At 42.7% G+C, this 15,452-nt stretch carries 12 protein-coding genes; all 12 read left to right on the plus strand.

Going from position 1 to position 15,452, the window contains the following annotated elements:
* The first annotated feature begins 62 nt into the window (after nucleotides 1–62).
* The 12 genes from AC1U9U_RS06670 (at nucleotide 63) to AC1U9U_RS06725 (ending at nucleotide 15,427) form a co-directional block, all read left to right on the plus strand.
* A complete protein-coding gene (locus AC1U9U_RS06670) occupies nucleotides 63–1,067 on the plus strand; it encodes an ABC transporter substrate binding protein (RefSeq protein ID WP_479959774.1) in 1,005 nt (334 codons plus the stop codon).
* 58 nt (nucleotides 1,068–1,125) lie between these two features.
* Nucleotides 1,126–2,055, plus strand: a complete 930-nt coding sequence (locus AC1U9U_RS06675) for an ABC transporter permease (RefSeq protein WP_479959775.1) — start codon at nucleotides 1,126–1,128, stop codon at nucleotides 2,053–2,055.
* A gap of 17 nt (nucleotides 2,056–2,072) precedes the next feature.
* Nucleotides 2,073–2,867 (plus strand): ABC transporter ATP-binding protein, encoded by a 795-nt coding sequence (locus AC1U9U_RS06680; protein ID WP_479959776.1) that lies wholly within the window; start codon nucleotides 2,073–2,075, stop codon nucleotides 2,865–2,867.
* 236 nt (nucleotides 2,868–3,103) lie between these two features.
* A complete protein-coding gene (locus AC1U9U_RS06685) occupies nucleotides 3,104–3,925 on the plus strand; it encodes an amino acid ABC transporter substrate-binding protein (RefSeq protein ID WP_479959777.1) in 822 nt (273 codons plus the stop codon).
* Nucleotides 3,926–4,134: 209 nt separating this feature from the next.
* Nucleotides 4,135–4,794, plus strand: coding sequence for an amino acid ABC transporter permease (locus AC1U9U_RS06690; protein ID WP_479959778.1), 660 nt, complete (start codon nucleotides 4,135–4,137; stop codon nucleotides 4,792–4,794).
* 20 nt (nucleotides 4,795–4,814) lie between these two features.
* Nucleotides 4,815–5,579 carry an amino acid ABC transporter ATP-binding protein gene (locus AC1U9U_RS06695; RefSeq protein ID WP_479959779.1) on the plus strand — a complete coding sequence of 255 codons (765 nt, stop codon included), beginning with the start codon at nucleotides 4,815–4,817 and terminating at the stop codon, nucleotides 5,577–5,579.
* Between the two features lie 309 nt (nucleotides 5,580–5,888).
* Nucleotides 5,889–6,635: a GGDEF domain-containing protein gene (locus AC1U9U_RS06700; RefSeq protein ID WP_479959780.1), complete on the plus strand. Its 747-nt coding sequence runs from the start codon at nucleotides 5,889–5,891 to the stop codon at nucleotides 6,633–6,635.
* Between the two features lie 362 nt (nucleotides 6,636–6,997).
* On the plus strand, nucleotides 6,998–9,775 hold the full coding sequence (locus tag AC1U9U_RS06705) for a sensor domain-containing protein (protein WP_479959781.1): 2,778 nt from the start codon (nucleotides 6,998–7,000) through the stop codon (nucleotides 9,773–9,775).
* A 208-nt stretch (nucleotides 9,776–9,983) separates the two neighbouring features.
* Nucleotides 9,984–11,972 carry a methyl-accepting chemotaxis protein gene (locus tag AC1U9U_RS06710; protein ID WP_479959782.1) on the plus strand — a complete coding sequence of 663 codons (1,989 nt, stop codon included), beginning with the start codon at nucleotides 9,984–9,986 and terminating at the stop codon, nucleotides 11,970–11,972.
* A gap of 184 nt (nucleotides 11,973–12,156) precedes the next feature.
* On the plus strand, nucleotides 12,157–12,732 hold the full coding sequence (locus tag AC1U9U_RS06715) for a TetR/AcrR family transcriptional regulator (protein WP_479959783.1): 576 nt from the start codon (nucleotides 12,157–12,159) through the stop codon (nucleotides 12,730–12,732).
* Between the two features lie 26 nt (nucleotides 12,733–12,758).
* Nucleotides 12,759–15,038, plus strand: a complete 2,280-nt coding sequence (locus tag AC1U9U_RS06720; RefSeq protein WP_479959784.1) for a PAS domain-containing hybrid sensor histidine kinase/response regulator — start codon at nucleotides 12,759–12,761, stop codon at nucleotides 15,036–15,038.
* A complete protein-coding gene (locus AC1U9U_RS06725; protein WP_479959785.1) occupies nucleotides 15,035–15,427 on the plus strand; it encodes a response regulator in 393 nt (130 codons plus the stop codon). Before AC1U9U_RS06720 ends, AC1U9U_RS06725 begins: the two co-directional genes overlap by 4 nt.
* The last annotated feature ends 25 nt before the right edge of the window (nucleotides 15,428–15,452 follow it).

A 15,452-nucleotide genomic window follows, 5' to 3' on the forward strand; every position in this document is an offset into this window, starting at 1 on the left:
GAATTGCAGGGAAGAACCCTCAATCTTAATCAAAAAATGAAAAAGAGTGGAGGAATCTTCAAATGAAAAAGAAACTTGCGGGATTATTAAGTGGAGTACTGGCACTATCTTTACTGGCTACCGGCTGTGGCTCAGCCGCTACGGGACAGGGCGGCGGTCAAGGGAAAGCAGACGGCCAAAAGACTGTAGGGATCGTGCAAATCGTTGAACATCCATCCCTTAATACCATCCGTGAAGCCACCATTGCAGAACTAGCCGCCCAAGGATTTAAAAATGATGAAAAGATCAAGATCGTCTATCAAAATGCTCAAGGAGATCAAACCAACCTTAAAACCATCGCCCAGAACTTCGTTAAGAATAACTATGACCTGATCATTGCTATCGCCACACCTTCGGCTCAAGCTGTGGTCAGTGAAACTAAAGAGATTCCCATTGTCTTCTCAGCCGCAACAGACCCGATAGGTTCCGGCCTTGTCACCAACATGGAGAAACCCGGCGGCAATGTAACAGGAACTTCCGACCGGGTCTCAGCAGAAAAGATTATGGAGTTAGCCGAGCAAATCACTCCCGGAATTGAAACTGTTGGTGCCCTATACAACACCAGTGAGACCAACTCCGTTGCTGTCATCGCCAACCTCAAGGAATATGCCGCAAAGAAAAACATCAAAGTGGTTGAAGCTACCGTAACCAATAGTTCCGAGGTTCTTCAAGCCGTGAACTCCCTAACCGGTAAGGCCAATGCCATCTTTGTTCCCATCGATAATGCAGTAGCTAGTGCTATGCCCGCTGTTGCCCAGGCAGCAGCCAAAGCGAAAATTCCCGTCTATGTAGGTGCGGACTCCCTGGTCAAAGACGGCGGCTTGGCCACCTACGGCATTAACTATACCGTCCTCGGCCAAGAAACTGCTAAGATGGCCGCCGAGATCCTCAATGGCAAAAAGGCCGGTGACATCCCTGTCAAATCCATGACCGACATGGATATCTACCTCAATCAAACAACCGCTGACTCTATCGGCATCACCATTCCCGAGGACATCCTCAAGCAAGCCGCCGAAGTATTTAAATAAGGGTGAAACAAGGGGACAGGAACACTGTTTCAAATACAGAAAAGGAGTGGCAGCACTTATGAGTTTCCTCGCCTTTTTAGGCTCAATCGAACTTGGACTAATCTACGCAATTATGGCCTTGGGTGTATTCTTGTCCTTCCGAACATTGAATATGCCGGATATGACCGTTGACGGAAGCTTCGTCACAGGTGCTGCCACTTCCGTAGTGTTAAGCATGAGCGGCCACCCTTTTTTGGGGCTGGCCCTGGCTTTTATCGTGGGCTGCGGTTCGGGTTGCATCGCCGCTTTTCTCCATACCAAGCTAAAAATTCAAGCTTTGCTGGCAGGGATTCTTGCCATGCTTGCCTTATATTCCATCAATCTAAAGATACTGAGTGGCCGTGCCAATATTGCCCTTTTGAATAAACCCACAGTATTTAGTGAATTTGAAAAGGTTATTAGTGGAAATTACAGCCGACTGATTTTCGCCCTTATCGTGGTGATTATTTTCCTTGTTGCCCTTTTTCTCTTCCTAAACACGCGCCTAGGCTTCTTGGTTCGGGCCACAGGGGATAATGATCAGATGGTTCGGGCCTTAGGGGTGAACACTGATTTTACAATTTTCGTCGGTTTGGCCGTAGCTAATGGATTTGTGGCCCTATCCGGGGCAATGATTGCCCAGTATCAATCCTTTGTTGATGTGGGTATGGGCGTGGGGATGGTGGTTATCGGACTGGCTTCGGTAATCATCGGCGAAGTGATCGGTGAAGTAGTTTTTGGTGTAAACTCCCTGATCCGCCGCCTTAGCGCTGTAGTCCTAGGCTCCATTCTCTATCGCCTCATCATCGCTATGGCCCTTGAGCTGGGAATGCCGGCCACCGACCTCAAGCTGATTTCCGCAGTAATTGTTGCCCTGGCCATGTCCACCCCAGTGCTTAAGAAACAGTTTACCATCTTAAAAAGAAGGCATTTTTCCCACCAGGGAACCAACAATCAAAACCCGCGGTGAAAGGAGTGAGGGGTCGGATGCTTAAAATAATGAGAGTCAGCAAAACCTTTGGCATGGGAAGCAGCAATGAAAAACGAGCGCTGGATCAAGTAGACCTCTCCCTGGAAGCAGGAGAATTTGTAACAGTGATCGGTGGGAACGGAGCAGGAAAATCTACCCTCTTTAACTGTATTTCCGGATTGTATGAAATCGAGGAAGGGCGGATCCTTCTAGATTCAATGGATATAACCTATGATCCCGAGTATAAACGTTCCCAATATATCGGCCGCGTGTTTCAGGATCCTCTGAAAGGTACTGCCTTTGATATGACTATTGAACAGAACTTAGCCATAGCACTGGCCAAAGGACAACGGATCAGCCTGCGACCCGGTGTAACCAAAAAAGAACTGGCTTTTCTTCGGGAACGCCTGGCAACCCTTGATTTGGGTCTGGAGGATCGGATGAAGCACAAGGTAGGGCTTTTATCCGGTGGGCAGCGCCAAGCTCTTACCCTTCTTATGGCCACTTTGGTCAAGCCCAGGATTTTGTTGCTGGATGAGCATACGGCAGCTCTCGACCCGGCCATTGCCAAGAAGGTCATGAGCTTGACCCGTCTGATCGTTGAGGAGGAAAAACTTTGCACCCTGATGATTACCCATAATATGAAAGCTTCCTTGGAGTTCGGCACCCGAACCATCATGATGCACGAAGGCAAAATAATTATGGATCTTCAAGGGGAAGAAAGAAAACAAATGACCGTTGATCGCCTTATCCACCAGTTCGAGAAGCGCAGCGGGACGGAGCTGGATAACGATCGAATGCTCCTGAGTTGAAACAAGGTACCTGTCCCCTTGTTTCGGAGCATTTTCCCATCTTCTAGGTGAAGTCGCGCATATAGCAAAGAAATCCAGCAAACTTAAAAAACTATAAAATAAGCCGATAAGAGAAGCAAGACAAAGCTAAACAAGGTTACCCTGCAATAATGCGCAAGTCCACCATTTTACCTCTTTAGCGTATTAAAGTAAAATAGCATCATGATATTTGCTAAAAGAGAGAGGGAGTTGTTTTCATGAAGAAGATAGTTGCCATAACAATGGCTGTCGTAATGTCGGGATTAATGCTTGTCGGCTGTGGAAGCTCTAATGCCGGTACTACCCCTAATACAAGCGATGCTAAGGGCGAGGCAGGAAAGAATGCTGCACCTCAAAAAATCGTGATCGGCTTAGATGATACCTTTGCTCCCATGGGCTTTAGAGATGACAGTGGAAAATTAGTCGGTTTTGACATCGATATGGCTACCGAGGCCGCCAAGCGCTTGGATATGGAAGTGGAATTCAAGCCCATTGATTGGGATAGTAAAGAAGTGGAACTCAATAGCAAGAAAATCGATATGATCTGGAACGGGCTGTCTATTACCGAAGATAGAAAGCAAAACATTCTCTTTACGGAGCCTTACATGGCCAATCATCAGATTATTGCCGTTCTAGCCGGTTCAGACATTAAGACCAAGGCAGATTTAGCAGGAAAAGTTGTCGGTACCCAAGAAGGAAGCTCCAGTATCGATGCTATCAACGCTGAACCCGAAGTGGCCAAGGGCATAAAAGAGCTGAAGACTTATGCTGATTATGTGTCTGCTTTAAATGAATTGGCTATTGGTCGAATTGATGCAATAGTTGGGGATGAGGTTGTTTTAAAATATTATATGAACATTAAGCCTGGGACTTATTCCGCCCTCGAAGATAACTTCGGCGAAGAAGAGTATGCCGTGGGCCTGCGCAAGGATGATTCTGAACTCTTGGCTAAACTTCAAGGTGTCTTAGCTGCCATGAAGGCAGAAGGAAAATCTGCAGAATTCTCGAAGAAATGGTTTGGTGAAGATATCGTTAAGTAATTGAAGAGGCACTATTGAAAATCGTATAAAACAATTGTGGGGAACGCCCCCGGCGTCGTTCCGAATGGGTGAGACTCACGTTTTCGGAATTGCCCAGGGGCGATTCCCTACATTTTTTTGACAGAAATTAAGATTTTTGCTTCAGGGTAGCGTTACTCTCTAAATTCACTTAATAATCACCTATAGAAATACTTCTAGGAGCGAAAATAATGGACTACATTCTTCAGATTCTCGGTCCCATGCTTAACGGTACGGTGGTCACTTTAAAAATATTTTTTGTAACCATCATTATGTCCTTGCCCTTAGGCTTGATGCTGTCCTTAGGAAGAATCTCACGCTTTTCGATTCTTCGTTCAGCCATCGGGGTGTATATCTGGGTCTTCCGAGGAACACCTTTGATGCTCCAGCTCTTATTTGTCTATTTTGGCTTGCCTTTTATTCCGGTTATTGGTAAGATGCTGACCCTTACCGACTTTCAAGCTGCAATATTAGCTTTCGTCTTGAACTATGCAGCTTATTTCGCCGAGATCTTCCGGGCGGGCATCCAATCCATTGACCGGGGGCAATATGAGGGTGCAAGGGCTTTAGGAATGACCTATAGCCAGCTGATGCGCAGAATTATCTTGCCCCAGGTGATCAAGCGGGTTTTGCCCCCGGTCAGCAATGAGACTATTACCCTGGTCAAAGACACTTCCTTGATTTATGTCCTGGCTATGAATGATTTGCTGCGGACCACCAGAGCCTTAGTTCAACGTGATTTTACCATGACACCTTTTATCGTAGCCGGTGTATTCTATTTGCTCATGACACTGGTATTAACAGTAGCCTTCCAAAAGATGGAAAAACGCTACGCGGCCTACGATGAATAGGAAAGTAGGTGTAGATATATATGAAAATGATTAGTGCTATAGATATTGTCAAGAATTTTGATAAGCTTGAGGTTCTTAAAAAAGTTTCCTTGGAGGTTCATAAAGGAGAAGTGGTTGCCATCATTGGCCCCTCCGGTTCGGGGAAAAGCACCTTCCTGCGCTGCCTTAACCGACTGGAAACTATCGATGGAGGGTTCATTACCATCGAAGGTGACGAGTTGGTTTCTACAGATTCCGAGGGAAGAGTTAGCTATGCCGAGGAAGCAAAAGCCCGGGTGATCTGCCGAAAAATGGGTATGGTCTTTCAGCAGTTTAACCTTTTTCCCCACCTTACCGTATTGGAAAATGTCATTGAGGCTCCCCTAACTGTAAAGGGAGTAAAGCGTGAGGAAATTATCCCCGAGGCTGAAGAGCTCCTCAGTAAAGTTGGCTTAGAAGATAAGCTGAACAGCTATCCTTCTCGCTTATCCGGTGGTCAGAAGCAGCGGGTAGCTATTGCCCGTGCCCTTGCCATGAAACCGGACATTATGCTCTTTGACGAACCCACTTCAGCGCTGGACCCTGAATTAACCGGAGAAGTGCTTAGGGCCATGAGGCAGCTTGCTGAAGAGCACATGACGATGATTGTAGTCACTCATGAAATGGGGTTTGCCCGAGAAGTTGCTAACCGGGTCATTTTCATGGACAAAGGGGAGATCATCGAACAAGGGAATCCGGAAAGAGTATTTGGGAATCCGCAGCATCAAAGAACCCAGGCCTTTCTGAATCATATGAGCGCGAAATAAAGCATTTCATGACTAAAGAAAAATATTAATAAGCCGGCAAGGGTTTAACTTGCCGGCTTTACTTTTAGGTGGTTTTATGGTTACTATAATAAATAGAAATACTTTTTGATTATTGTACCCTACTAGCGGGTAAATAGTTGTATATATAGAGAGAATAAAGGCCTGACAGTGTATTGAATAATTATCAATAATGAGTTATTCTTAATAAGAATTTAGATAAATTATCGGAAAGATAGCACAAGTACATGCTTAGGATTTGTGAAACTTATACTAATTAGGAAGACAGAAAAGTTGAAAGGGATGAGTGGGATGGAAAAAATTCTAAATAGTTTTTCAAAGCTGTTTATGGTTCATGCCCCTTCAATCCTCTCGCTTTTAGGCGTATTATTATGGCTCTTGGTTTATCTGATCTATTGGCTGTTCCCCTTGGAATTGGCCCGCTGGGTTTGGCTCAGTGTCGTTGTGGTCTTAATCTTTAACGGAATAATTTTAGGTCGATTTGTCAAAAACCTAGCAGTAAAAGGGTATACGGATGCTCTTACGGGTCTGCCCAATAAAGGGTTTATGTATCTTCGCCTTAATATTGATATCGAAAAGTACGCCGGCTTAAAAAAGGAATATTCACTGGCTATGATTGATATCGATCGCTTTAAAAGCATCAATGATAATTATGGTCATTTGGCAGGAGATAATGTAATCAAAGAAATCGCTGAGATTTTAAGAAAGAATGTCAGGGCGGATGATATAGTTATACGCTGGGGAGGGGAGGAGTTTGCCATCTTGCTGCCGGAAACCAGTGAAGAAGGAGCAGCCAATCTCGTGGAAAGAATTCGCAAAGTGGTGGAGAACCACGATTTCGGCCCCGAAATCAACTCCCAAAAAGTAACCATCAGTGCCGGGGTTGTTTCCTATAAGAACTTAGAGAAGTCCAGGAAGAAAGGTAACCATCTTACTAACTCTACCGACCTCATTGTCGTTTTTTCCGACCGAGCCTTGTACCAAGCCAAGAAAACTCGCAATACCGTTTACGCTTTCGGTAAAGAGCTGACTGCCTAATAGGTCATCTTATGCCGCCTCCGATAAGGGGAGGCGGCTTTCTGATCCGTAGATGCCGAAATATAGGTGGCGAATGTGAGCCTTGATAGATATGTAAAACGAATTTTTTATATTATCAGAAAATGTCGGAAATTGTAGTATTTTTTGTTATCTGACAACTTGTTTTTAGATTGACAGATTGGATATTGTGATAAATAATAACAACTAGGTAAAGCGAGCGAGTGGTTACCCACCCGCTTATAGATTTAAGTCACTCATCAAAAATCCAGCCAATATGCCATTATTATGCATTAATGGTCTATGGCATAGGCTTGTTGAGTAAATTAAAGGCTTTAATAGGTACAATTCAGGGGGAGCGTACAGTGGAAAGTAAAAATAAGGATTTTGAATTTGATCACGAGAAATTGATCGATATATTTCCATGTGCCCTTTATGTCATAAAGGATGACCTTATTATTGATTGTAATGATGCGGCTGTAGAAATATTCGGCTACGAAACCAAAACCGAGTTAATTGGCTTAAGACCCTATGAGTTATCACCGGAGAAACAACCCGATGGAAGTTCTTCAATAGTATTAGGCCGGCAAATTCTTGATAATTTACTGAATAATAAGGAAGAATTTCTTTTTTGTTGGATACATACAAGAGTGAATGGTGAAGAGTTTTTAGCCAAAGTCAAGCTGGTCAATAAGAATGGTATTATTTATGCACTTATCATAGACAGTGATGAAATTGGCCTGCTCAAGCACCAATTAAACGAGAAGAACTACCTTAATGATATGCTGTTTGAGAATCATAACAGAGTAATGATGCTAATTGATCCGGATACCGGTAATATTAGGAAGGCTAACCAAGCGGCTTATAAATATTACGGTTATCCACTAAAGAAGTTATTGAACATGCAGATTCAAGATATTAACATCTTTAGTCCGGATCAGATAGAAGAAGAAATGCTCCGGGCGGGAGCAGAGCAAAGAAACTATTTTCAATTTATTCATCGCTTAGCAAGTGGAGAGCTGCGGGAGGTGGAAGTATGTAGTTTTCCGATCGAGACTCCCCAAGGAAAGTTGCTTTTTTCGATCATTGATGATGTATCGGATAAAATAAATCAGAAATTAATGTTTGATTCCTTGTTTTTTGATACTCCTTTCGCTGTTGCCATTTTAGACAAAGATCAAAAAATCGTTAATATCAATACAAACTTTACTGATCTTTTTCAGTATGAATTTGAGGAAGCAAAGGGAAAAACCTTAGGCAATTTGCTTTCACCAGACCAAGCTTCAAGTGAAATAGATAACAGCATTCAGTTGATTTACCAGGGCCAAATAGTGAAGCAGGAGGTAATAAGAAAACGCAAAGACGGTAGTTTGGTTGAGGTGGAGGCCCTGGGTTATCCGGTAATTAATCATCATTCAATTATTGGCGTGTATATCATATATATTAATATTTCGGGTAAAAAGTCTTATGAAAAGCAATTGCATTTATTTAAAAAGATACTGGAGAATAACTCCGAGGGTGTTCTTATTACTGACACCAATGGCTATATTGAGTGGGTTAATAATGCCTTTAGTGAAATTACGGGCTATTCAGAAGCAGAAACCATGGGTATGAGAACAAACATTTTAAAATCGGGTATCCATGATGATTCCTTTTATCAGAATATGTGGAAACAGCTAAGCGAAAAAGGCACATGGAGAGGAGAAATATGGAACAAAAGTAAAAATGGCGATATATATTCTGAATGGCTGACCATTACCAGCATCAAGGATAACTTTCAGAATACAACACATTATGTGGGGATTTTTACGGATCTTACCGAGAGGAAGAAGATTCATCGCAGAATGAGCAATTTACAGCAAAAAGATCCCTTAACCGGATTGTTTAACCGCAGTTATTTTTCAGAGATGGTCGATAGAGACATACAAGTCAAGGACAGAAAACCTAACGAATTCTCAATTATCTATATAGACATCGATGGGTTTAAAGAGATTAATGATTCCCTTGGTCACCAGGTGGGCGATAAGTTGTTAATGGAAGTTTCTAGAAGACTTCTAACCTGCATGGATGAAGACTGTCTTTTATCAAGATTTAGTGGGGATGACTTTGTAATTCAATGCAGATGCTGTCACACTGAGGATGAATTAAAGAGCAGAGCCCAAACTTTATTAGATAAAATTAGACAGCCATTTGTAATTGAAAACACAATACTTAATGTTAGTGCCAATATTGGCATTAGTAGATTCCCTAAGGATGGAATCGATGGAGAAACATTGATCAGGTATGCGGATATCGCCATGTATAAAGCAAAAGACCAAATCGGTGATAAAATTTGTTTCTTTTCCAGAAAAATGTCTAATGAGATTGAAGAGAGATTTCTACTAGCGAATTATTTATTCAATGCAATAGCTAATAACGAGCTGAAAGTATACTATCAACCAATCTTTGATATCAAACTTCCTAATAGTATTGTCGGTGCGGAAGCCCTCCTTAGGTGGGAAAGTCCGACCATGGGAAATGTATCACCAGGTAGATTTATCCCCATAGCCGAAAAAACCGGACTAATTATTGCCATTGGCGAATGGGTTTTAGAACAGGTATGCAAACAAATCACTGAGTGGCTTGGTAGAGATTATGAAATTGTACCGGTATCCGTTAACATATCGGTAAAGCAACTCGAACAAATTGGCTTTGCCCAAAGGGTAATAGCTATCTTAGATAAATACAAGGTAAATTCAGACCGGATCGAATTAGAAATAACCGAAAGTGTATCATCGGGGGAGCTCGACATAATTGTTAAGAATCTAAAGAGGCTTAAGAAATCCGGCATTAAAATTTCTATGGACGATTTTGGGACAGGCTTTTCCTCCCTTGGTCAATTGGATATTTTTGAGCTGGATAAGTTAAAGATAGACAAGGTGTTTATCGATGATTTGGTACATATCTCCAAGCGACAAAGTTTGGTTAAGTCGATAATCGCCATGGCAAGGAGTTTGGATTTAACTGTAGTGGCAGAAGGGATTGAGACCCGTGAACAATTGCGTTATTTGGCAGAGTTAGGGTGTCAATTGGGACAAGGATATCTGGTTAGCAAACCTTTGCCACCCAAAGAGATAGAAATGTTTTTGGAGCGGTGCAAATGAGGTGATTTAAGATCGGGCAAGGGTACACTTACAGTAGCTTTGCCCTTAACATATATAAGCAATATTTTACGATTTCTTTGTCGAAAATTGCTGAAATGTTACCCGACTGAGAATTTAGGATTAAATTGACATCGTCCCAGTCGTAAGAAATAATAGGAATTAGATATAAGCGAGTGGTTACTCGCGAAAAAGAGCGGGGGGGACTTATGTGAAGAGTATAAAAACTAAACTCATTATCTTTTTTTCCATCTTAGTATTTTTATCATCAGCGGCCTTGGGATATATTTCCGTGCAGCGGGCAGATGATGCCCTAACAATGGAAGGGGAGAAGTCTTTGGGTTTGCTGGCGGCTGATGCCGCGAAGTTAACGGAAAGTCGAATTACGACTCAAAAAAAGACTCTGGAGATGATTGCTTTAAGTGATGGCATTCAAACTATGGATTGGCAAATTCAACAGCCTATTTTGCAAAGGCAAGTGCCAAAAACCAATTTTCTTGACCTCGGAGTGGTTCAACTAGATGGAACTGTTAATTATTCAGATGGAAGCACTAATCAGCTAGGTGATCGTGATTATGTAAAAAAAGCTCTTAACGGCGAAACCAATGTGTCGGATCTTTTAATTAGTCGGGTCACTAATAGCCTTGTCCTTATGTATGCTACACCAATCATGCGAGACGGCAAAGTAGTCGGGGCCTTGATCGGCCGCAGAGACGGTGATGCCTTAAGTATAATCGCTGATGATACCGGATACGGGCAAAATGGCTATGGCTACATGATCAACAGTAAGGGCATTGTGGTCGCCCACCCTGATAGAGCGAAAGTGCTCAACCAATTCAATCCTATCGAAGAGGTCAAGGATGACCAAAGTCTGACATCCTTAGCTGCTTTATTTCAAAAAATAATTGCCGAGAAGCAGGGGTTCAGCGCCTACTCCTATGATGGCCAAAAATTATTTGCAGGGTATGCCCCTATTCAAGGCAGCGATTGGAACTTTATCATTACTGCCAGTCAAGATGAAGTTTTAGCAGCAATTTCTATTTTGCAAAAAAGCATCTTAATCGCCGGAGTAGTTATTTTGCTATTAAGCATTCTATTTGTCTTTGTAATCAGCAACTCCATTGCTAAACCTATTATTGGCGTAACAGGCCATTCGGAAAGAATTGCAAAGTTGGACGTTTCTCAGGATTTACCGGAGGAATTTCTGCGTAGAAAGGACGAAATCGGAACCTTAGCTAAAGGAATACAAGTTATAACTCAAAGTCTGAGGGAGTTTATCGGGGATGTTAAGGGATCCACGGAACAAGTTGCAGCCGTGGCCCAACAATTGACTGCTACCACCCAGCAGAGTGCTACAGCTGCCGAAGAGGTAGCCAAGGCCATAACAGAAATAGCCAGGGGAGCATCGGATCAAGCCGGCAACACAGAAGAAGGTTCGGCTAAAGCAGCCTTACTTGGTCAAGTTATCGAAAAAGACCAAGGAATAGTTAAGAACTTAAACACCGCATCCCAAAATGTTGCCGTTGTGGTTGAGGAAGGGTTAAGAGAAATTGACAATTTATCCCGAATCTCTTCGGAAAGCAACGAAGCCACCCAAGATATCTATACCGTAATTTTAAAAACAAATGAAAGCTCCCAGAAGATTGAACAAGCCAGCAATGTTATAGCCTCCATAGCTGAGCAAACCAATCTATTAGCACTTAATGCGGCTATCGAAGCAGCGCGGGCCGGAGATGCCGGTCGTGGTTTTTCAGTGGTTGCCGAGGAAATTCGCAAGCTGGCCGAACAATCCTCTATTTCCACCAAGTCTATTGATGAAATGGTAAAAGAACTGCAAACTAATTCACAAAATGCTGTTCAAACTATGGAGAAGGTATCTGTCATATCCAAGGAACAAGGAGCAAGCGTTAATAATTGTAAGGATAAATACCTGTTAATTGCCCAGTCCATGGATGAAGCGATCAAAGCCGTTGAGCAATTAAATGTATCCAGTGCCGAAATGGAGAAGATGAAGAATGCCATTCTAATGACTATGGAGAATCTCTCGGCAATTGCCCAAGAAAATTCAGCTTCTACTGAGGAAGTAACCGCCTCCGTGGAGGAACAGACAGCTTCTATCGAAGAGATAGCCGCATCCAGTGAAGGATTAGCGGATCTGGCTCAAGGGTTGCAAACTGCAATTCAGAAATTCAAAATTTAGTAAGAAATGGGAAGGCAAGGCTGTTTATGAGCAAGCAGTCTTGCCTATCCGTTTAAACGAATACCCAGATATTGGGATATTTTGTTGACATTTAGCAATTATAGGTACAAAATAATAGGGAAAGGCAAGCGAGTGTTGATTGTTGGAAAAGTTACTTGCTGAGGTGAATTGTGTGCAAAAATCTATGATCCATCGTAAAGAAACCTTGGTAATATCGGCAATAGAAATAATTCATGAAAAAGGGTTTCAGGGCTTATCGACAAGGGCATTAGCTCAAAAAGAAGGAATTTCCGAGGCAACGATCTTTAAGCATTTTAAAACCAAAAATGACTTAGTATTAGCTGTTCTCGATCACTACACTCAATATGACCAAGCCTTGGTCGAGTCGGCTTTGAGCAAAGGGCTCACCCCGAAAGAAATGCTTATCCACATCTATGAAGGCTTACTTACCTACTACGAGAACTACCCTGAGATCACCGCTGTAAATCTGGCCTACGGGTGTATAGTTCATGAAATAGACCTTCAAGAAAGAGTAATGAAGATCGCAGAAGATCGTACTAATCTGGTTCGCTCTTTACTTCAAAAATCTGTTCAGGCAGGTGAAATGGCTCCTTCCACAGATATTGAAATCTTAACGGATCTGATTATGGGGACAGGGGAAAGGATCATTTTAAAATGGCGTTACCTCAATTTTACTTTTCCCTTACGTGAATGCGTTATTAAAGCCTTAAATTACATTTTTGATTCTTCTAAATCCTAGTCATTAAAATGGTTGGGGCGATCATGATGTTTAAAACTGACGAGAAGTATCAGGCACTCTTCCAGTATGCCAAGGACATTATCCTGTATATTGATGAAGCGGGTAAGATAATTGATGCTAATCCTGCGGCGATTAATGCCTATGGCTATACCCGTGAGGAATTACTGAATCTTACAATATTTGATCTTCGCGTGGAACCGGTTTTGGCCCGGCAACAGACAGTCCATATTCGCAAAGATGGAACGAGGTTTCTGGCTGAGATTAATTCCAGTGAAGTAACCATTGGGGAGAAGAAGGTCATTATTAGTTTCATCCGTGATATCTCAAGGCGGAATAGGGCGGCTGTAACCCTTAAAGAGAATGAGGAGAAATTTCACGAGATTTTTGAGCGCATTACCGATTGTATTTTCCTTCACGAAGCAGAGCCTAATGGGCAGATCGGCCGCCTCCTGGAAGTGAATGACATGGCCTGCTTGATCACCGGCATGACAAAGGCTGAGATAATCAGCCAAGGCCATCAAGTATTGAGGGTCAAAAGTCATGTCAATTTAGCTGATGAGGATTCCCAAAAAAAACTACAGCAGAGCTTTCTTACCTTTGAAGGAGAGATAATAACTAAACACGGTGCTAAGGTACCTGTTGAGGTAAAGGCCCATTATATGATTTTGAACGGTCAAAGGGTCCTCCTTTCCATAGCCCGGGATATTGCGGAACGGATTCAGGCGGATGCTAAGAATCGACAGGCGGAAAGGGAACTGCAAAAAGCCAAGGAGCAGGCTGAGGCGGCTAATCGCGCCAAAAGTGAGTTCATTGCCAATATGAGTCATGAGATTCGTACCCCTATCAATGGCATTATCGGTATGATTGATTTGACACTATTAACTAATTTGGATAATGTCCAAAGGGAGAACCTTAAGTTGGCCAAAAGCAGTGCGTATTCTTTATTCAAAATAATTAACGATATTTTAGACTTCTCAAAAATAGAAGCGGGTAAAATGGAAATTGAAAACATCAGCTTCAACTTAAGACAACTCATCGAGGTGATTATAAAAACCTATAAGCAAGAGGCAGAGCAAAAGGGTTTAATTCTTAGCTATTCCCTGGCAGAAAATTTACCGTCTTTTTTTAACGGCGATCCTAATCGCCTCCGGCAAATCTTGAATAATCTCTTGAATAATGCCATCAAATTTACGGAGCAGGGGGAAGTTACTTTAGCAATCAAGCCTTTATCCCTCGAAAAGGAATTTATTGAATTGGAATTCGCCATTACCGATACGGGTATTGGCATTGCCGTAGAGGATCAGGGCAAGCTTTTTAAGCAATTTAGCCAAGTGGATGGCTCCATCACCCGTCAATATGGCGGAACCGGATTGGGTTTAGCCATTTCCAAGCAGCTGGTTAAGATGATGGGGGGAAGGATATGGGCCAAAACCCAAAAGGGTAAAGGAAGTACCTTTTACTTTACGGTAAGGTTTAATAAGTATGAAGCTACCACGAATGCTCTTGTCCCGGCTAAGAAAGCTGAGATTACTGGTAATGCCTTTGGCACCGGGCCCTATCGCCTCCTACTAGTAGAGGATCATATCGTCAATGCCATGGTAGTAACTAAAATCCTTCAAAAAAAAGGGCATATTGTTGAGCTGACCATGGATGGAGAAGAGGCCTTGTCACTATATACCCAAAATCTCTATGACGCTATTCTTATGGACATTCAGCTCCCGGGAATGGATGGAATCGAGGTGACTCGAAAAATCCGCGCAATAGAAGGCAGCCAAAAACACACCCCGATAATTGCGATCACGGCTTATGCCTTAAAAGGTGATAGGGAGATGTTTTTGAACGCCGGTCTGGATGAGTATATACCTAAACCGATAATGATGGACGAATTGTATATGATCTTGGATAAGGTGGTAGGACAGTATTCCACCAATAAGACCGGATCTGTTGAGAATACCCCTTGTATCACCGACAGCGGAGTATATTTTGGCAGCTTGGATACTCCCACCGACCTGGAGAATGTAGACTCGATGCTCCTTGAAGTTGACTATGATTTGGAAAAACTGCGCATTGCTGTAAGCAATGGTGATTTTGTCGCAGTTGAGCATATTGCCCATCGTATTAAAGGAAATTGCACCCTTATTGAAGCCAATCGCTTACGAGCTTTTGCTTTCAAAATTGAGCTGGCGGCACGCCGCGGTGATTATGAAGGAGCTCTGGAGAGTCTATCCAACTTCGAACGACAACTGGAGTTTTTTAAAAAGGAAATAAATTCGGCAATTGACACAACAAAGGAGGCACAGAAATGAAAATTCTCGTTGCGGAGGATGATCCGGTTAGTAGTAATATTCTTGCTCAACTACTATCCCGGTATGGTGAAGTTGATCGGGTGGTAGATGGTATGGAAACTTTAGACGCTTACTCCATTGCCATGCAAGAGGGAAAACCCTACGGTATTTTATTTTTGGATATTATGATGCCCAAAGTGGATGGGGTAAAGGTTTTAAAAGCGATCCGCGACTTTGAGAGGAAAAAGGGCATCAAATCTGAAGACTCAATTAAAGTGATCTTAACCACGGCTTTAAGTGAAACGGAATTCGTTACTAGAGCTATGGAAATCGGCTGTAACGGTTGTATTCCCAAGCCCATCGATGCCCAACTGGTAGCAGGAGTAATGCAAAAATTTGCGCACCCATGAAACAGGGGGACAGGTTCCTTGTTTC

Source organism: Desulfitobacterium sp. (assembly GCF_982384815.1).

Bases quoted from the DNA above. Each gene is read 5' to 3' on its own strand.
- AC1U9U_RS06670 (WP_479959774.1), top strand. From the start codon at position 63: ATGAAAAAGAAACTTGCGGGATTATTAAGTGGAGTACTGGCACTATCT.
- AC1U9U_RS06675 (WP_479959775.1), top strand. From the start codon at position 1,126: ATGAGTTTCCTCGCCTTTTTAGGCTCAATCGAACTTGGACTAATCTAC.
- AC1U9U_RS06680 (WP_479959776.1), top strand. From the start codon at position 2,073: ATGCTTAAAATAATGAGAGTCAGCAAAACCTTTGGCATGGGAAGCAGC.
- AC1U9U_RS06685 (WP_479959777.1), top strand. From the start codon at position 3,104: ATGAAGAAGATAGTTGCCATAACAATGGCTGTCGTAATGTCGGGATTA.
- AC1U9U_RS06690 (WP_479959778.1), top strand. From the start codon at position 4,135: ATGGACTACATTCTTCAGATTCTCGGTCCCATGCTTAACGGTACGGTG.
- AC1U9U_RS06695 (WP_479959779.1), top strand. From the start codon at position 4,815: ATGAAAATGATTAGTGCTATAGATATTGTCAAGAATTTTGATAAGCTT.
- AC1U9U_RS06700 (WP_479959780.1), top strand. From the start codon at position 5,889: ATGGAAAAAATTCTAAATAGTTTTTCAAAGCTGTTTATGGTTCATGCC.
- AC1U9U_RS06715 (WP_479959783.1), top strand. From the start codon at position 12,157: ATGATCCATCGTAAAGAAACCTTGGTAATATCGGCAATAGAAATAATT.
- AC1U9U_RS06720 (WP_479959784.1), top strand. From the start codon at position 12,759: ATGTTTAAAACTGACGAGAAGTATCAGGCACTCTTCCAGTATGCCAAG.
- AC1U9U_RS06725 (WP_479959785.1), top strand. From the start codon at position 15,035: ATGAAAATTCTCGTTGCGGAGGATGATCCGGTTAGTAGTAATATTCTT.